This window comes from Erwinia sp. S43 (genome assembly GCF_016624745.1).
Taxonomy (GTDB): Bacteria; Pseudomonadota; Gammaproteobacteria; order Enterobacterales; family Enterobacteriaceae; genus Erwinia; species Erwinia coffeiphila.
This window is the reverse complement of the sequence record NZ_JACVTX010000032.1, coordinates 12,236-27,357: the sequence shown is the minus strand read 5'-3', so window position 1 is coordinate 27,357 and position 15,122 is coordinate 12,236. Positions and strand designations below refer to the sequence as shown.

Below are 15,122 nucleotides of genomic sequence, written 5' to 3'. Positions count from 1 at the left end.
AGAACCGCCGTCCTGACCGACGGCGGTTTTTCTTTATTGATGGATAAAGCGCGGCTCGGGCAATCCGGCCACGCTGACCCGCACCGCGAACAGATCGCCGGACTGCGGATACTTCGCCAGTTCTTCAGGCGTCCGGTTTTCACGCGAGCTGGTGATATACAGCGTTTTCAAATCGCTGCCGCCAAACGCCACCATGGTGGGCCAGCGCACCGGCAGCGGGATCTCATCAACAATGTCACCGCTGGTTGGGTCAAGGCGAATCACCCGCTGGCCGTCGAACATTGCCGACCAGTAGAAACCTTCGCTGTCCACCGCAGCGCCGTCCGGTAAACCGCCCTGCTGCTGGATAAAGTGCCTGACCACCTGCCTTTTTCCCGGCTCACCTGCGGCATCGAGCGGATAGCGATACATCAGGCCGTTCGGCGTATCGGTGTGATACATCCAGCGGCGATCGGGTGAAAATGCCAGCCCGTTAGAAATTTTGACGTCCTCCGCTTGAACCGTCAGCCGCAGATTCTCGTCTACGCGGCACAGTTTGCCGCCGTTACGATCCTGGGGTTCCCACAGGCTGCCGCACCAGAAGCGGCCAAAGGGATCGACGCGACCATCGTTAAAGCGGCTCCGCGCCGCTTCACCGGGGTTTTCGGCGATCCGCCGGACGATTTTCCCCTGTTCATCAAGGAAACACACCCCGCTGCGCAGTGCGGCAATCAACCCACCTTCTTCGCGCAGGCCGATGCAGCCAATATCTTCCGCAACCGGCCAAACCTGATGCTCACCGCTGGATGGATCGAAACGATGCAGCGCCGGAGCAAGAATATCGACAAACCACAGCACCTGCTGCTGCCTGTCCCACAGCGGGCATTCGCCCAGCTCGGTCTGCGCGCGCAGTACGTTTTCTACCTGATAGCTCATTACCGCTCCTTGATGAGAATGTACGGATAGAATTTACGTTATTTCAGTATCAGAAGCACAACAATAAATCTGGCGGCTTCACGGAGATGAATCCGATCCAACCCTGATTTAAGATGATTCTTATCAAATTGGAGTATGTTTAATATTATTCTTATTTAAGAGTAAAATTTAAAGATTATAAATCTCACCGCTGAAATTATTTGAAATATCTAATTAAATAACTCTACACTGCCAGCATTATTCCTCCACTTTGCCTTGTTAAATTTGTACGTATCGAAATGGCAGGAGTGAAATGATGAAAAATATAATGAAAGCGACCTCTGTAATGGCACTGATTATCATGCTAAGCGGCTGTATCGTTGCACCGCCTCATCATGGCGGAGGCGGATATCACGGAGGTGGTGGCTATCATGGTGGCCACCATCACGGCGGCCCGCATCGGGGCTGGTAAACTTATCCGGTGAGCTATCTCACCGACGGCGGGCAAAGCCTGCGCACGGCAAGATAACAATAAAGAAGAGTAGTTATTATTGATAAAATTTGGGCGGATAGTTATCCGCCCATTTTTTTAGCTTTTAATACTGTAATTACACTGATACCAGGTTTTCATTAATCCCGGTACGTGGCTCTCCTGCGGAGACAGCGCTTCTACTTTATCAAATCCCCTTTCGGTGCAGTAACGCTCGATATCTTCAGCCAGCGCCACCTTGTCCACTTTAGTCGGGTTAAAGCGATACTGTACGGTATTCACCGCCGGGTCTTCGTCCACTTTTTCAAATGCGCCAGGCTTGCTGGACGTACATCCGGCCAGCAGCAGCAGTGCCAATAAGGCGGTTATTTTTGTTTTCATCATTGCTCATTTCCTCCGGGCAGCATGATAACAACCTCGCCTCCGGGGACTATCAGACTACGGCGCATTTGCATTTTTTTACTCAGCGGTGCATCTGCATACCTCACAAAGTACAGAGCAGAAAAATGCAATGTTTTACCGATTGAATCAATTCGGGGAGACGCCTGGCGTTATCAGCCGTTCAGTGCGACTATGCATCCAGACAACGCAAATGTCGGAACCACACCAGGTTTTTTATTGTTATATCATTGCTTTACTTAATGACTTGTGCCCGCGGCGAGCGGGCTTTTTTTCAGGGTTAATTACCTGTTCCACTAATAATTATACGCAACACGTTGGCTGAATCTTTATCCGCAAGTGCCAGCACAGATTGATAAAGGTCGATGGTCATATCGCAGAGTTTGCTTTCATCCACGCCCGGTTCTGCCGGAGTGTTAAGGGTTTGTAAGTCACTGCCCCACTTTCCGTACAGCGTTCTGACTACCGACTGAAGCTGCTTGCGGCCGCGAGGCAAGTCCACCGCACGATCGCCATCTCGGCTGTTCACTAACAGCCGGTCCATCGCCTGCATTTCACTTTCAACCAGCGGCTGCGGCAGCAACTCGGCAATATCCACGCCTCCCCTGACCTGCGGGAACAGGAAGCGGAAGCAGCGATCGGTACTCTGCTGGCGCAGCTGCTTCATCTCTTCAAGCGACACTTTCATATAGCCGATAAGATCATCGTCGGCGGCAGCGTTAATTCGCTGGTTGAGCAGGTCTGCCGCCAGCGGGCGCAGTCGGTCAAAAGCCTGTTGCTCAGTCAAACCGCTATGCAGACCGTTCAGCAGCTCATCGCTGGCCTGCTTGTACAGGGCCAGCTGCTGCACTTTGACGGTACGCCAAACCGGCAGCGTCGCCAGTTTTAGCTGGGCAGCATCCAGTCGGGCCGTCTCTGCCTGCTGCGGTGCCATCCAGCGGAAGTAATAAAGGTTTCCCGCCGCCAGGGGCAGGATCAGCAGCAGCAAAGCGGCAATTTTCCCCAGGCTGCCGCGCTTCACCAGTAGCGCAATCACCACCAGCCAGACCAGCGCGATCGCTGAAGAAATCAATACGGGTTGAGAAATCAAAACGGTTTTCCTGATGCAGTCAGGCCGGTTATGCCGGCCTGAGATAAAAGGGCTTAATCCGCCCGAACGTCGACTAAAACCGGACAGCTGGCGCGTTCTATCACCGATGCGCTGCACGAGCCTTTCAGCAGACGGTTAAATGAAGAAAGGTGCCGCCGCCCCATAATAATCATCGCGGCGTTCAGCGCATTAGCCTGGGCAACGATGGTTTCTGCCGATTCACCGGCAATCACCCGTCCGCGCGCCGTTACGCCGGACTTTTGCAGTTCCGACAGTGCGCGCCGTACCACGGCTTCAGCGGTGTTTTGTTCGTCCAGCGCCATGCCAAAATCACCGGGATCTTCCCCGGCTTCAATCTCAAATGGCCCGGATGACGCATAGCTGACGTCAATACAGCACAGCACCACCACCTCGGCCCGCAGCGCCAGCGCCTGTTCCGTGGCCAGAGCCACAACCTTACGAGCAATCCCAGAGTTATCAACGGCGACCAAAAGCGTTTTCATAGCTTTCTCCTGTTAGTCACGCAATGCCACTTTGCCAATTTCATCCACCATCCCGAGCTTACATTTCAGGATCTCCTGACGGTAATGATCTTCAAATCTTTCAAAACGGGGAGTGGGGACCAGAAGACTGATGGAGAAACGCCCCAGAATAGTATCGATAGCCACCGCCATCGTTGACACCCCTTCCAGCGTTTCGCCACGGTCATAGGCCAGACCGGTATGGCGAATTTCCGTTAAATGCGCCAGCAGCGCAGGGAAATCACGCACGGTGAGATCGGTGATTGCCTGGTAGGCTTCGCCGAGCAGCTCCCGGGCGGCCTCATCGCTGTCCAGCGCCAGCAGCGCACGGCCGCCGGAGGTGCTGTAGAGCGGCAGGTTCATACCGATGCGCGGCACCACGCGCAGTTCGCGATCGGCCACCACATAGTGCACGATGGCCAGCTGCAGCCCGCTTGCTCTGCCCAGCGACACCGTTTCGCCCGTTGCCTGGCACAGCGCCTGAAGCCAGGGCTGAGCAATCGTCACCACGTCGGTATGCACATTGGCGATCAGCCGCAGAAGCGCCGGGCCAAGGCGAACCCCACCGGCACCGTGACTGCGTACCAGCTTGACCGAGTCCAGCGCGGCAACAATGCGCTGTACGGTTGAACGCGGCAAATCCACCGCCAGCGCAATTTCGCCGAGGCTCATACCGTTAGGTTTTGCGCCAAGCGCATCCAGAATTTTTGCCGCCCGGGTGATGACCTGAATGCCACCGGTCCGTTCTTCGTCGTGCGGTATTGAGGGTTCAGACATAACGATTCTCTTTCCTTGATGTCGGGCTTACTGTAGCACTTTTTTACCCTGTCCGGCACACTGCATCGCATTGCAATACACTGCATCAAGATGTAATATCTGCGTCAATGTATCACGATGCAATACACTGCATCGATAATAATAATCCTCCCGGAGCACCTGCTATGAACAGCCCGCCGGTGGCGATGCCGCCACCGCATCCTTTTACCCTGCGCCTGGCTCTCGGGCTGATCGGAGTGCTGATTGCCACGCTCAGTTCCGGCCTTAACGATCGCGTAACCGATCTGGCGCTGGCGGATATCCGTGCGGCGATCGGTATCGACTATGATACCGGCAGCTGGATCACCTCTTCCTACCAGGCCGCAGAAGTCGCCGCGATGATGATCGCTCCGTGGCTGGCGGTGACCTTTTCCCTGCGCCGTTTTACCCTGGTGGTAGCAACAGGGTTTGCCAGCCTGGCGGTGATCCAGCCGCTAGTGACCGATCCCGCGCTGTTTATCACCCTTCGTGTCATTCAGGGCCTGTTCGGTGGCGCGCTGCCGCCGATGCTGATGACCGTGGCGCTGCGCTTCCTGCCGCCGACTATCAAGCTTTACGGCCTGGCGGCCTATGCGATGACGGCGACCTTTGGTCCGAATATGGCCGCCTCCCTCGCGGCCTTCTGGACCGATTCGGTTGGCTGGCAGTTTGCTTTCTGGCAGGTGATCCCACCCTGTCTGATTGCCGCCCTGCTAATCGGTTGGGGGCTGCCGCAGGACCCGCTGCGCCTGGAACGTTTGCGGCAGATCGATGCCTTTGGGATGCTGACCGGCTGTAGCGGTATGGCGTTGCTGATCCTCGGCTTAACCCAGGGGGAACGCCTGGAGTGGTTTGAATCACCGCTTATCGGCGGCCTGCTGCTGGCGTCCGCCGCGCTGCTGGTGACCTTCTTTATTAACGAGTGGTATCACCCGCTGCCGCTGTTTAAATTGCAGATGCTACAGCGTAAGAATCTCGCCCACGGCCTGCTGGTTCTGGCGGGGGTACTGATGGTGTCGCTCTCCGGCTCAGCGCTGCCTTCGGCCTATTTTGCGCAGATTGATGGCTTTCGTACCGCACAGTTTGCCCCACTGGCGCTGACTATCGGTCTGCCGCAGCTGATCATTGCTCCGCTTGTCGCTACGCTACTGAATCTGCGGCAGGTGGACTGCCGCTGGGTGTTAACCGCCGGAGCCGGGCTGATGATCGCCTCCTGCCTGCTGGGCACGCAGCTGACCGATGAGTGGGCGCGGCAGAATTTCTGGCTAATCCAGGCACTGCAGGCCTTCGGTCAGCCGATGCTGATCCTGCCGGTACTGATGAGTGCCACCAGCGTGGTGATGCCGCCGGAAGGGCCGTTCGCCTCAGCGATGTTCAATACCGTGCGCGGTTTTTCCAGCGTCGCGGCCGGCAGCCTGGTGGAGAATTTCCTCACCCATCGCGAGAAGTTTCACTCCCATGTGCTGGTCGATAACCTCGGTAACCGCCCCTGGCTGATCACGGCGAACAGCAGCGACGCGGCCAGCAGCCTGCAGCCGCTGTTGCCGGATGGTTCAGCCAGCTCGACGGAAAATCTCAGCCACTTCATCACGCTGGTAAAACATCAGGCGACAATCCTCAGCATCAGCGATACCTATCTTTTGATTATCGGCTTTGCCCTGCTGCTGGTCCTGCTGACCGCCTGGCTGCCGAAACGCGTCTGGCCGCCACAAACTCTCATTAATTCTGCTTCGCCAACAACGAGAACAACATCATGAGTTTCACACCTGCAAAACGTACCTCACTGCTGGCGCTATTGCTGCTGGCACTGCTGGGGATGGCCTTTTTTATCTGGTCGGCAATCGGCAGCCACGACTATCGCACCAACGACGCGGTGGTTACCGCCGACTACACGCTGGTGGCGCCAAAAATTTCCGGCTATATCAGTCAGGTTAGCGTAACGGATAACCAGCAGGTGAAGGCCGGTGACCTGCTGGCAACAATTGACGATCGTGATTATCGCGTGGCGCTGGAAACAGCCCAGGCTAACCTGCAAATTAGCGAGGCCAAGCTGAGCAGCGTTCAGGCACAGCTCGATCAGCAGCAGGCAACGATTGCGCAGAATGAAGCTGCGGTCAGCGCCAGCCAGGCGTCGCTTAACTACGCAGGACAAAATGCAGAGCGTTACCGTCAGCTGCTGAAAAGCGGCACGGCAACCGCCGACGAGCAGCAGAAATCGAACTCCACTATGCTGAGCGCCGCCGCGCAGGTGAAACAGAGCCAGGCCGCAGTGCTGGCCGCGCGTAAGCAGGTTCCGGTGCTGCAGGCCAGCGTGCGCCAGGCGGAAGCCGATATTGCCGCGTCGAAAGCCAGCGTCGATCAGGCCGAGCTGAATCTTTCCTATACCCGCATTACCGCGCCGATTTCCGGTACGGTAGGCCAACGCGCACTGCGTGAAGGGGCGTGGGTGTCTGCCGGTACGCGCCTGCTGGCGGTCGTGCCGCTACAGCAAAGCTACGTGCTGGCGAATTTCCTGGAAACGCAGCTGGCGCACGTCAGCAGCGGACAGCCGGTCAGTATCACCGTTGACGCCCTGCCCGGCGTCACCCTGCGCGGCCACGTTGACAGTATTGCTCCGGCAACCGGCTCAACGTTTGCGGCCATCACTGCGGATAATGCTACCGGCAACTACACAAAAGTGGTCCAGCGCCTGCCGGTAAAAATCGTTCTGGAGAGGGATCAGCCGGATCTGGCTCGTCTGCGGGTGGGAATGTCGGTGATTCCTGAATTAAAAATGCGCTAAATGTGAGAAAGTTCTCAGCACAATCGCCTTTATTTTGCAAGGCAATGCGGGTAAATTAGCGATCGATCCTGCCGTGGGCTCCCCACGGCGACCCTGCCTTAGCGCGTCTGGCATTAATAAGTCCGCCTGAGGTTGATTCTGTTCGCGTTACGCTGGTCCGGGATCGCCATAGCCGTAACCGCGCAGAGGAGCTGTTCGTGAAATACGCGTTTATGGGAATTTCGTTTATCCTGGTACTGTGGGTCGGCACCTTTTATCTGATGCTGTAGCGCTTCCCGAAAAGAGGGTCAGGCATGCCTGACCCTTATTGATCTCGCTCGCGGTCAGAGCGTTTCCGCGCTACCTTTCGCGGCAGATGGCAAAATGCCATCTGCCCGGAACATGGTTTTAATCCCTCTTACCGCCTGGCGAATGCGGTCGCTGTTCTCAATCAGCGCAAAGCGTACGTGGGTGTCACCGTAGTCACCAAAACCAATTCCCGGAGAAACGCAGACTTTAGCTTCCTGCAGCAGCAGCTTGGCGAATTCCAGCGATCCCAGATGAGCGTACTGCTCGGGAATTTTGGCCCAGACGTACATTGAAGCTTTAGGGTTGTCGACCATCCACCCCGCTTCGTGCAGCCCTTTCACCAGCACATCGCGGCGGCGCTTGTACTGCTCGGCAATATCGCGTACGCACTGCTGATCGCCTTCCAGCGCGGCAATGGCTGCGACCTGCAACGGCGTAAAGGTGCCGTAGTCGTGATAGCTTTTGATGCGCGCCAGCGCCGCAACCAGATCTTTATTCCCCACCATAAAACCGATACGCCAGCCGGCCATATTGTAGCTTTTTGACAGGGTGAAGAACTCGACCGCCACGTCACGCGCGCCCGGAACTTCCATAATCGACGGCGCTTTCCAGCCGTCATAGACGATATCGGCATAGGCCAGATCGTGGACCACCAGCACGTTGTACTGCTTCGCCAGAGCGATGACCCGCTCGAAGAAGTCCAGCTCCACGCACTGCGCGGTCGGGTTGGACGGGAAGCCGAGGATCATCATTTTCGGCTTGGGATAGCTTTCGCGAATGGCGCGTTCGAGTTCGTTAAAGAAGTCGACGCCCGCCACCAGCGGCACGGAACGCACCTGCGCACCGGCAATCACCGCGCCGTAAATATGGATCGGGTAGCTGGGATTGGGCACCAGTACGGTGTCGCCGTGATCGAGTGTTGCCAGCATCAGGTGCGCCAGCCCCTCTTTCGATCCGATGGTGACAATGGCTTCCGATTCCGGGTCAATCTCCACCTGGTAGCGATCGGCATACCAGCGGGAAATCGCCCGGCGCAGGCGCGGAATGCCGCGTGAGGTGGAATAGCCGTGGGTGTCTTCGCGCTGGGCAACGGTGCAGAGTTTTTCCACAATGTGCGGCGGCGTCGGGCCATCGGGGTTGCCCATGCTGAAATCGATAATATCTTCCCCACGACGGCGTGCGGCCATCTTCAGTTCAGCAGTGATGTTGAACACGTAGGGTGGGAGGCGTTCGATACGGGAGAAACGACGGGTTGAACTGATATCAGCCATAGTATTTTTGCTCGCTTACGTTAGCGCCCGGACCGTCCGAGCGACGCCGGCCACTGCGGTGGCCGTGCAACGAACATAGCGTAATATTCCGACGGCTGTCGATAGGCCGGATAAAATTTTTTATTCCAGCGGATTTACGCGCCCAAACAGCCAGTCATTCACCCAATGCCCGCGCAGCAGATAATTATCCCGCAGCGTGCCCTCCAGCTCGAAGCCGTTTTTTTCCAGCACCCGGCGTGACGCCCAGTTGCCCTCCACCACCTGCGCCTTCAGCTTGTGGAACTCGCATTCACGGAACAAATACTCGCATAGCGCGGCCAGCGCCTCGCTGCCATAGCCGAGGCCAAAATAGCGGCTGAGCAGCGAATAGCCGACTTCCGCCTGTCGGTACGGTGCCCATTCTGCATTGGTGCCGATCAGCCCCACCGCTTCACCATCCTCTTTGCGCCGCACCACCAGGCACAGCATATGGAAACTGGTGATCTGCCAGGGGGCCAGACGGTCCTGAAAGCGCTGACGGATGTCCGCCAGCTGCGGCACGGCGCTGATAAAGCGCATGCTGGCTTCATCGCTGTGCACCTGTAAAAACAGCTGCCAGTCTTCCGGCTGCAGCCGGGTGAGAATGAGTCGCTCGGTGGTCAGTTGCATAGATATCTCAAAAAAAGGGAAAATCCACTCTTCGGCTGTTTTTTTAGTGCCGCTTTTCACTTACTGATAACGTGAAGTTAGCAAAAAAGTGTGCGGATAACGACAGGATACCGTCGCAAAATCTATATTTGGCTGGCGGATCTCAGTATCGTCAGCAGGGTTATTCATATCGCGGAAAAAAGACTACGATAAGCTTTGCCAGAGGATGTTGCAGAGAATGGTTTTCTACGCATTTTTAATATCGCAAAGCTGAAAATCAACATCCTCTTTTTAGCACTCGGTTTTTCCTCTATTAATGGATTCGTTACTTCCCTGCCGCCGATACGGAACGAAATCCGGGGATAACCCCCTTTTAAAGTACGGACTTTCCTCAATTAACGGTGAAAAATCGTCAATCCGACCCAAAGTCGTCGAGAATATCAACATCCTCTTTTTGTTACTCAACTTTTCCCCTATTAACACATCAGTATCGCTGAACCCTGCCACAGCCGTAGCGCATCCGCCCGCCTTTTCTTATCATAGTGACATTGCTCCCCGTCAGCCGAGACGCCCGTGCACTCTATGTTTGAAATGTTGCTCGCCGTATTTGATCGCGCAGCGCTGATGCTTATCAGTCTGTTTTTTATGACCCGTACCCGCCATTTTCGCCAGCTGCTGCAAAAGGATGAGCACTCGCGCCAGGAACTGTTCGCCGTCACGGCGATCTTCTCGCTGTTTGCCCTGTTCAGCACCTGGACCGGCATTAACGTTGAAGGTTCGCTGGTTAACGTGCGCACGATTGCCATTATGTCCGGCGGTATCCTGTTTGGCCCCTGGGTAGGCATTGCTACCGGCGTGATTGCCGGGGTACACCGTTTTCTGATCGATATTCACGGCGTGACCTCGGTCCCCTGCCTGATTACCAGCATCGTGGCTGGGATCGCCTCCGGCTGGATTAACCTGAAAGTGGTGAAAGAGAAACGCTGGAGCGCCGGGATCGTTGGCGGCATGCTCTGCGAATCGCTGACCATGCTGCTGATTGTGCTGTGGGCTTCCCCGACTTCATTAGGGATTGATATCGTTGCTGAAATCGCCATCCCGATGATCCTCGGGGCCAGCAGTATCGGCCTGATCGTGCTGCTGGTGCAGAGTGTTGAAGGCGAGAAGGAAGCCAGCGCGGCGCGGCAGGCCAAGCTGGCGCTGGATATTGCCAATAAAACCCTGCCGCTGTTCCGTCAGATCAACAGCCATTCCCTGCGCCAGGTGTGTGAAATCATTCGCAGCGATATCAAAGCGGATGCCGTGGCGATCACCGACAAGCATCAGATCATGGCCTACGTCGGTTTTGGCGAAGAGAACTACCGCAACGGCGATGACGGCATCAGTCCAACCACCTCGGCGGCGATTTCTGAGGGAAAAATCATCATTAAGAACAATGATGAAGCTCATCGCACGCCGGAAATCCATTCGATGATTGTCATCCCGCTGTGGGAAAAAGGGGAAGTCACCGGCACGCTGAAAATTTACTACTGCCATGCACACCGCATTACCTCTTCCCTGAAGGAAATGGCTATCGGGCTGTCGCAGATCATCTCCACCCAGCTGGAAGTGTCGCGCGCCGAACAGCTGCGGGAAATGGCCAATAAGGCCGAGCTGCGGGCGCTGCAAAGCAAGATTAACCCCCACTTTCTGTTTAATGCGCTGAATGCTATCTCTTCCTCTATCCGGCTTAATCCGGACACCGCGCGGCAGCTGATTACCAACCTCTCCCGCTATCTTCGCTACAACCTTGAACTGAACGATGATGAAATCATTGATATCAAGAAAGAGTTGTATCAGGTGAAGGACTACATCGCCATTGAGCAGGCACGGTTCGGCGATAAGCTAACCGTGATCTACGATATTCAGGAAGATGTCAGCTGTTCGCTGCCCAGCCTGCTAATCCAGCCGCTGATCGAGAATGCGATTGTTCACGGTATTCATCCCTGCCGGGGCAAAGGCGTGGTGACGCTGAGTATCCAGGATCACGGCGATCGCGTGCGGATTGCGGTGCGTGATACCGGCAACGGTATCGCCGAAGAGGTTATTGCCCGGGTGAAGAATAATGAGATGCCGGGCAATAAAATCGGCCTGCTGAACGTTCATCATCGGGTCAGGCTACTGTATGGTGAGGGGCTGCATATCCACCGGCTGAATCCGGGCACGGAGATTTCCTTCTATATCAGTAAAAATGGGGCTTCCCTGCCGGAAAATGAGCGTATTTCGCTGTCGGTATAATTTTTGTAAACCGGGAAAACGTTGTGAAAGCGATTATTGTTGAAGATGAATTTCTGGCCCAGCAGGAGCTGAGCTGGCTGATCCGTCAGCACAGCCAGATTGTGATTGAAGCGACCTTCGATGACGGGCTGGACGTTCTGAAATATCTGCAAAGCCATCAGGTGGACGTGATATTTCTGGATATCAATATTCCTTCGCTGGACGGCATGCTGCTGGCGCAAAACATCAGTAAGTTCGCCAATAAGCCGCTGATAGTGTTTATAACCGCCTATAAAGAGCACGCGGTGGATGCTTTTGAACTGGAAGCATTCGACTACATTCTTAAGCCGTACCACGAGATGCGCATAATCACCCTGCTGCGCAAGCTGGAAAACCACGTTCGTCAGGACACGGTACAAAACACCGCCACTCCGCGCCCCGCTTCCCACAGCATCAACCTGGTGAAAGACGAGCGCATTATCGTGACCGATATCAACGATATTTATTATGCCGAAGCGCACGAGAAGCTGACGTTTGTGTATACCCGGCGGGAAGAGTATGTGATGTCGATGAACATGACGGAGTTTTGCAGCCGCCTGCCGGAGGAGTACTTCTTCCGCTGCCATCGTTCGTACTGCGTCAACCTCAGCAAAATCCGCGAGATTGAACCCTGGTTCAACAACACCTACATTCTGAAACTGCGCGATCTGGAGTTTCAGGTGCCGGTAAGCCGCAGCAAGGTGAAGGAGTTTCGCCAGCTGATGCGCCTGTAGTTGCGCATCAGCCAGCGTGGAAGCCGTGGGTTACAGCACCTGGCCCAGCGTCTGACGCAGATGCGCACCGGCACCCAGCAGGCCGGGCTGATCGTGGGTGATCAGATACACCGGAATATCACTAACGTAATCTTTAAAGCGGCCTTTATCTTCAAAGGCGGCGCGGAAGCCGGAAGCCTTAAAGAAATCGAGGAAGCGCGGCACGATGCCACCGGCAATAAATACGCCGCCAAAGGTGCCGAGGTTCAGCGCCAGGTTGCCGCCAAAGCGACCCATAATCACGCAGAACATCGACAGCGCGCGGCGGCAATCGGTGCAGCTGTCGGCCAGCGCCCGCTCGGTGACGTCGCGCGGCTTCAGCGCCTCCGGCACGCGGCCGTCTGATTTCACGATAGCGCGATAAAGATTCACCAGACCGCCGCCGGAGAGAATACGCTCGGCGGAAACGTGGCCCAGTTCGGCACGCAGCACTTCAAGGATCTGGTCTTCTTCTTCGCTATTGGCCGCGAAATCCACGTGGCCGCCTTCGCCCGGCAGGCTGATCCAGCGCTTGTCCACGTGCACCAGGTGAGAAACGCCCAGCCCGGTTCCGGCACCGTAAATAGCAATCGGTTTATCTTTTACCGGCGCTTTGCCGCCGAACTGCAGCAGGTGCTCTTCCTGCAGCATCGGCACCGCCATCGACACGGCGGTAAAGTCATTAATAATTTCCAGATGCTTCAGGCCGAGGCTGGCTTTCATCTCGCTGGTGGAAAATGCCCAGTCGTGGTTGGTCATTTCAACCCGGTCACCGGTGATCGGACAGGCGATAGCAATACAGGCATCGTGAATTTCCTGCTGCTGTTCATAGCGCCAGGTGCGGATTACCGCTTCCAGGCTGTCATAGTCAGAGGTGGAGAACGTTTTGGCCTGTGAGATGGCACCGCTTTCAAGATGACAGAGTGCCAGGCGCGCATTTGTGCCGCCGACATCACCTACCAAAGCATACTGGGTCATTATGGTTTTGCTCCGCTTAATCAAGTAGACACACTATAAATTTCCACTGCGAAAACAACAACGCTCACCGGGAAGAAAGGTGAGCGTTTCGGGCTAAAATCCGCCCTTTCGGAAAATTTCAGTTTATTTACCGAGTAGAACGGCTGCAATCGCCGCCGTTACCGGCTGTTGCGCTCGTGCAAAGAGCGGGTAACCGCCGCCAGCAGCGGCGGAATATCGGCTCGCGGCAGCACTACTTCCACCAGCGATAAACGTGAACTGTCGGCAGCCAGCTGCATGACGTCTTCCAGCTGCACCGTCTGGGTCACCCGCCAGCTTTCCGCCGGGTTGTCCAGACTCAGCGCCTCGGTCAGATGCGTCCAGTTCCATCGGGCGATATCGTTATAGCGCTGTTCGGCACCGTGGATCGCCCGCTCCACCGTATAGCCATCGTTATTAAGCAGAAAGATAATCGGATGCTGGCCATCGCGCAGCATGGTGCCCAATTCCTGCACCGTCAACTGCGCGGAGCCGTCGCCGATAATCAGGATCACCCGGCGACCAGGATCTGCCGTAGCAGCACCAAAGGCGGCAGGCAGCGTGTAGCCAATCGATCCCCACAGCGTTTGCACCATCAGGCGGGTATTTTCCGGCAGCCGCAGCGCGGCAATGCCAAACGCGGCAGTCCCCTGATCGGCAAGAACGATATCGCCGGGGCGTAAGAACGCCTGCATAGCCTGCCAGAAACTGCCCTGGGTTAGCGATACCGAACGATCTTCCTCCATCACCGGAGGGGCGACAATATGTTGCCGCCAGCCGCTGCCGTGCCGCCTTGCCAGCCGATGCAACACCTCCAGCGCTGCCGCCATCGGTATATCGTGGAAACAGTGCTCCCGTACCCGACATTCGTTCAGGCCAACATCGATGGTTTTACCGCTGTCAATCTGCTGGGTAAACCCGGCCGTGACGGTATCGGTAAATTTGACACCAATGGTGATAATCACCTCGCTCTGCTCAATCACCTCGCGGGTGCTCTGCGCACTGGATGCCCCGGCATAGGTTCCGGCAAAGCCGTACAGACTTTCGGGCACCACGCTTTTGCCCATCAGCAGAGTGGCAAATGGCATCGGCACCTCCCGTAGCCAGCTTGCCAGCCTCTCCTGCTGCCCTGTCCGATCGGCAAGGAAGTCCACCAGCATCGCCACGCTGCGGGCTTCGGCCAGCAGCTGTTCTGCAGCGTCGGCAAACGCCGCCAGCTGCCGTTCGTGACGGCTGATGCGCAGATCTAAAGGCGATGACGGCGGTGAAATCGGGCTGGCCGCAACGTTGGTGGCCAGCAGCAGGTACACCGGTCGATGCTCGGTCAGTGCGCAGCGCAGCAGCCGGTCGATTTCCGCCGCAGCGTTATCGGCGGTCAGCACGCTGCTGGCCACCGAGATTTCCTGATGCATGCGCAAAAAATGCCGGAAATCGCCGTCGCCCAGCGTGTGATGCAGTAATTCAGCGTTGTGCTGCGAGGTCTGCGACGGCGCACCGACAATATGCACCACCGGCAGATACTCCGCATAGCTGCCGGCCACACCGTTAATAGCGCTAAGCTCACCAACACCAAAGGTGGTCAGCAGCGCGGCGGCACCCCGACAGCGGGCATAGCCATCGGCCGCATAGGCGGCGTTAAGCTCATTGGCGCAGCCAACCCATGCCAGTCGCGGATGGGCGATCACGCTGTCGAGAAATTGCAGATTGTAGTCGCCCGGCACGCCAAACAAATGGTCAATGCCCGTCTCATTCAAACGTTCCAGCAGATAATCACCCACGGTATAACTGTTCATTGCTCACACTCCTCTGCGGGGCATAAGCTGAGTATTAGCGATAATTTTCACTTCGTTAGCAGAAAGGCGGCGCGGGAAATGGCAACAGAACGTTACGCTAATAATTCTCCCTGAGTTGCGATCCGTGGC

The 15,122-nt window shown here is 56.2% G+C and carries 15 protein-coding genes; 6 read left to right on the top strand and 9 right to left on the bottom strand.

What is annotated here, in order from left to right; translation table 11 throughout:
• Positions 1 to 33: 33 nt before the first annotated feature.
• Positions 34 to 915: an SMP-30/gluconolactonase/LRE family protein gene (locus IBT47_RS23965; RefSeq protein WP_200563506.1), complete on the bottom strand. Its 882-nt coding sequence runs from the start codon at positions 913 to 915 to the stop codon at positions 34 to 36.
• Between the two features lie 292 nt (positions 916 to 1,207).
• On the opposite strand from IBT47_RS23965, the gene IBT47_RS23960 reads away from it, so the two are divergent.
• Positions 1,208 to 1,366, top strand: coding sequence for a hypothetical protein (locus tag IBT47_RS23960; protein ID WP_200563556.1), 159 nt, complete (start codon positions 1,208 to 1,210; stop codon positions 1,364 to 1,366).
• 117 nt (positions 1,367 to 1,483) lie between these two features.
• Here the strand turns inward: IBT47_RS23960 and IBT47_RS23955 are convergent, their stop codons facing one another.
• The 4 genes from IBT47_RS23955 to IBT47_RS23940 form a co-directional block, all read right to left on the bottom strand.
• Positions 1,484 to 1,765 (bottom strand): hypothetical protein, encoded by a 282-nt coding sequence (locus IBT47_RS23955; protein WP_200563554.1) that lies wholly within the window; start codon positions 1,763 to 1,765, stop codon positions 1,484 to 1,486.
• A gap of 298 nt (positions 1,766 to 2,063) precedes the next feature.
• Positions 2,064 to 2,873, bottom strand: coding sequence for a hypothetical protein (locus IBT47_RS23950; RefSeq protein ID WP_234472078.1), 810 nt, complete (start codon positions 2,871 to 2,873; stop codon positions 2,064 to 2,066).
• Between the two features lie 53 nt (positions 2,874 to 2,926).
• Positions 2,927 to 3,376 carry a universal stress protein gene (locus IBT47_RS23945; protein ID WP_105593335.1) on the bottom strand — a complete coding sequence of 150 codons (450 nt, stop codon included), beginning with the start codon at positions 3,374 to 3,376 and terminating at the stop codon, positions 2,927 to 2,929.
• A 12-nt stretch (positions 3,377 to 3,388) separates the two neighbouring features.
• The gene (locus IBT47_RS23940) at positions 3,389 to 4,171 is read right to left on the bottom strand and encodes an IclR family transcriptional regulator (RefSeq protein ID WP_105593334.1); all 783 of its coding nucleotides are present in this window, start codon (positions 4,169 to 4,171) and stop codon (positions 3,389 to 3,391) included.
• 164 nt (positions 4,172 to 4,335) lie between these two features.
• Between IBT47_RS23940 and IBT47_RS23935 the strand changes: the two genes are divergently transcribed.
• The 3 genes from IBT47_RS23935 to ypdK all read left to right on the top strand — a co-directional run bounded on the left by IBT47_RS23935 (position 4,336) and on the right by ypdK (position 7,240).
• Positions 4,336 to 5,946 (top strand): MFS transporter, encoded by a 1,611-nt coding sequence (locus tag IBT47_RS23935; RefSeq protein ID WP_200563504.1) that lies wholly within the window; start codon positions 4,336 to 4,338, stop codon positions 5,944 to 5,946.
• A complete protein-coding gene (locus IBT47_RS23930) occupies positions 5,943 to 6,971 on the top strand; it encodes an HlyD family secretion protein (protein WP_105593332.1) in 1,029 nt (342 codons plus the stop codon). Before IBT47_RS23935 ends, IBT47_RS23930 begins: the two co-directional genes overlap by 4 nt.
• Positions 6,972 to 7,168: 197 nt before the next feature.
• Complete coding sequence (gene ypdK, locus IBT47_RS27400; RefSeq protein ID WP_105593363.1) at positions 7,169 to 7,240, top strand: membrane protein YpdK; 72 nt, start codon at positions 7,169 to 7,171, stop codon at positions 7,238 to 7,240.
• A gap of 54 nt (positions 7,241 to 7,294) precedes the next feature.
• On the opposite strand, the gene alaC is transcribed toward ypdK, so the two are convergent.
• Together alaC and IBT47_RS23915 are read right to left on the bottom strand one after the other, a co-directional pair.
• Positions 7,295 to 8,530, bottom strand: a complete 1,236-nt coding sequence (gene alaC, locus IBT47_RS23920) for an alanine transaminase (RefSeq protein ID WP_105593331.1) — start codon at positions 8,528 to 8,530, stop codon at positions 7,295 to 7,297.
• A gap of 120 nt (positions 8,531 to 8,650) precedes the next feature.
• On the bottom strand, positions 8,651 to 9,178 hold the full coding sequence (locus tag IBT47_RS23915; protein WP_200563502.1) for a GNAT family N-acetyltransferase: 528 nt from the start codon (positions 9,176 to 9,178) through the stop codon (positions 8,651 to 8,653).
• Positions 9,179 to 9,748: 570 nt separating this feature from the next.
• Here IBT47_RS23915 and IBT47_RS23910 point away from each other — a divergent pair.
• Complete coding sequence (locus IBT47_RS23910; protein ID WP_234472082.1) at positions 9,749 to 11,434, top strand: sensor histidine kinase; 1,686 nt, start codon at positions 9,749 to 9,751, stop codon at positions 11,432 to 11,434.
• A 23-nt stretch (positions 11,435 to 11,457) separates the two neighbouring features.
• Positions 11,458 to 12,186 carry a LytTR family DNA-binding domain-containing protein gene (locus IBT47_RS23905; RefSeq protein ID WP_105593329.1) on the top strand — a complete coding sequence of 243 codons (729 nt, stop codon included), beginning with the start codon at positions 11,458 to 11,460 and terminating at the stop codon, positions 12,184 to 12,186.
• A 30-nt stretch (positions 12,187 to 12,216) separates the two neighbouring features.
• Here the strand turns inward: IBT47_RS23905 and glk are convergent, their stop codons facing one another.
• Together glk and IBT47_RS23895 are read right to left on the bottom strand one after the other, a co-directional pair.
• Positions 12,217 to 13,182 (bottom strand): glucokinase, encoded by a 966-nt coding sequence (glk, locus tag IBT47_RS23900; protein WP_200563496.1) that lies wholly within the window; start codon positions 13,180 to 13,182, stop codon positions 12,217 to 12,219.
• Positions 13,183 to 13,340: 158 nt separating this feature from the next.
• On the bottom strand, positions 13,341 to 14,993 hold the full coding sequence (locus tag IBT47_RS23895; RefSeq protein ID WP_200563494.1) for an alpha-keto acid decarboxylase family protein: 1,653 nt from the start codon (positions 14,991 to 14,993) through the stop codon (positions 13,341 to 13,343).
• Positions 14,994 to 15,122 lie beyond the last annotated feature (129 nt).

Coding starts and splice junctions, on each gene's coding strand:
- IBT47_RS23960 (WP_200563556.1), top strand. CDS start 1,208: ATGATGAAAAATATAATGAAAGCGACCTCTGTAATGGCACTGATTATC.
- IBT47_RS23935 (WP_200563504.1), top strand. CDS start 4,336: ATGAACAGCCCGCCGGTGGCGATGCCGCCACCGCATCCTTTTACCCTG.
- IBT47_RS23910 (WP_234472082.1), top strand. CDS start 9,749: ATGTTGCTCGCCGTATTTGATCGCGCAGCGCTGATGCTTATCAGTCTG.
- IBT47_RS23895 (WP_200563494.1), bottom strand. CDS start 14,993: ATGAACAGTTATACCGTGGGTGATTATCTGCTGGAACGTTTGAATGAG.
- IBT47_RS23940 (WP_105593334.1), bottom strand. CDS start 4,171: ATGTCTGAACCCTCAATACCGCACGACGAAGAACGGACCGGTGGCATT.
- IBT47_RS23955 (WP_200563554.1), bottom strand. CDS start 1,765: ATGAAAACAAAAATAACCGCCTTATTGGCACTGCTGCTGCTGGCCGGA.
- alaC (WP_105593331.1), bottom strand. CDS start 8,530: ATGGCTGATATCAGTTCAACCCGTCGTTTCTCCCGTATCGAACGCCTC.
- IBT47_RS23965 (WP_200563506.1), bottom strand. CDS start 915: ATGAGCTATCAGGTAGAAAACGTACTGCGCGCGCAGACCGAGCTGGGC.
- glk (WP_200563496.1), bottom strand. CDS start 13,182: ATGACCCAGTATGCTTTGGTAGGTGATGTCGGCGGCACAAATGCGCGC.
- IBT47_RS23930 (WP_105593332.1), top strand. CDS start 5,943: ATGAGTTTCACACCTGCAAAACGTACCTCACTGCTGGCGCTATTGCTG.
- IBT47_RS23915 (WP_200563502.1), bottom strand. CDS start 9,178: ATGCAACTGACCACCGAGCGACTCATTCTCACCCGGCTGCAGCCGGAA.
- IBT47_RS23945 (WP_105593335.1), bottom strand. CDS start 3,376: ATGAAAACGCTTTTGGTCGCCGTTGATAACTCTGGGATTGCTCGTAAG.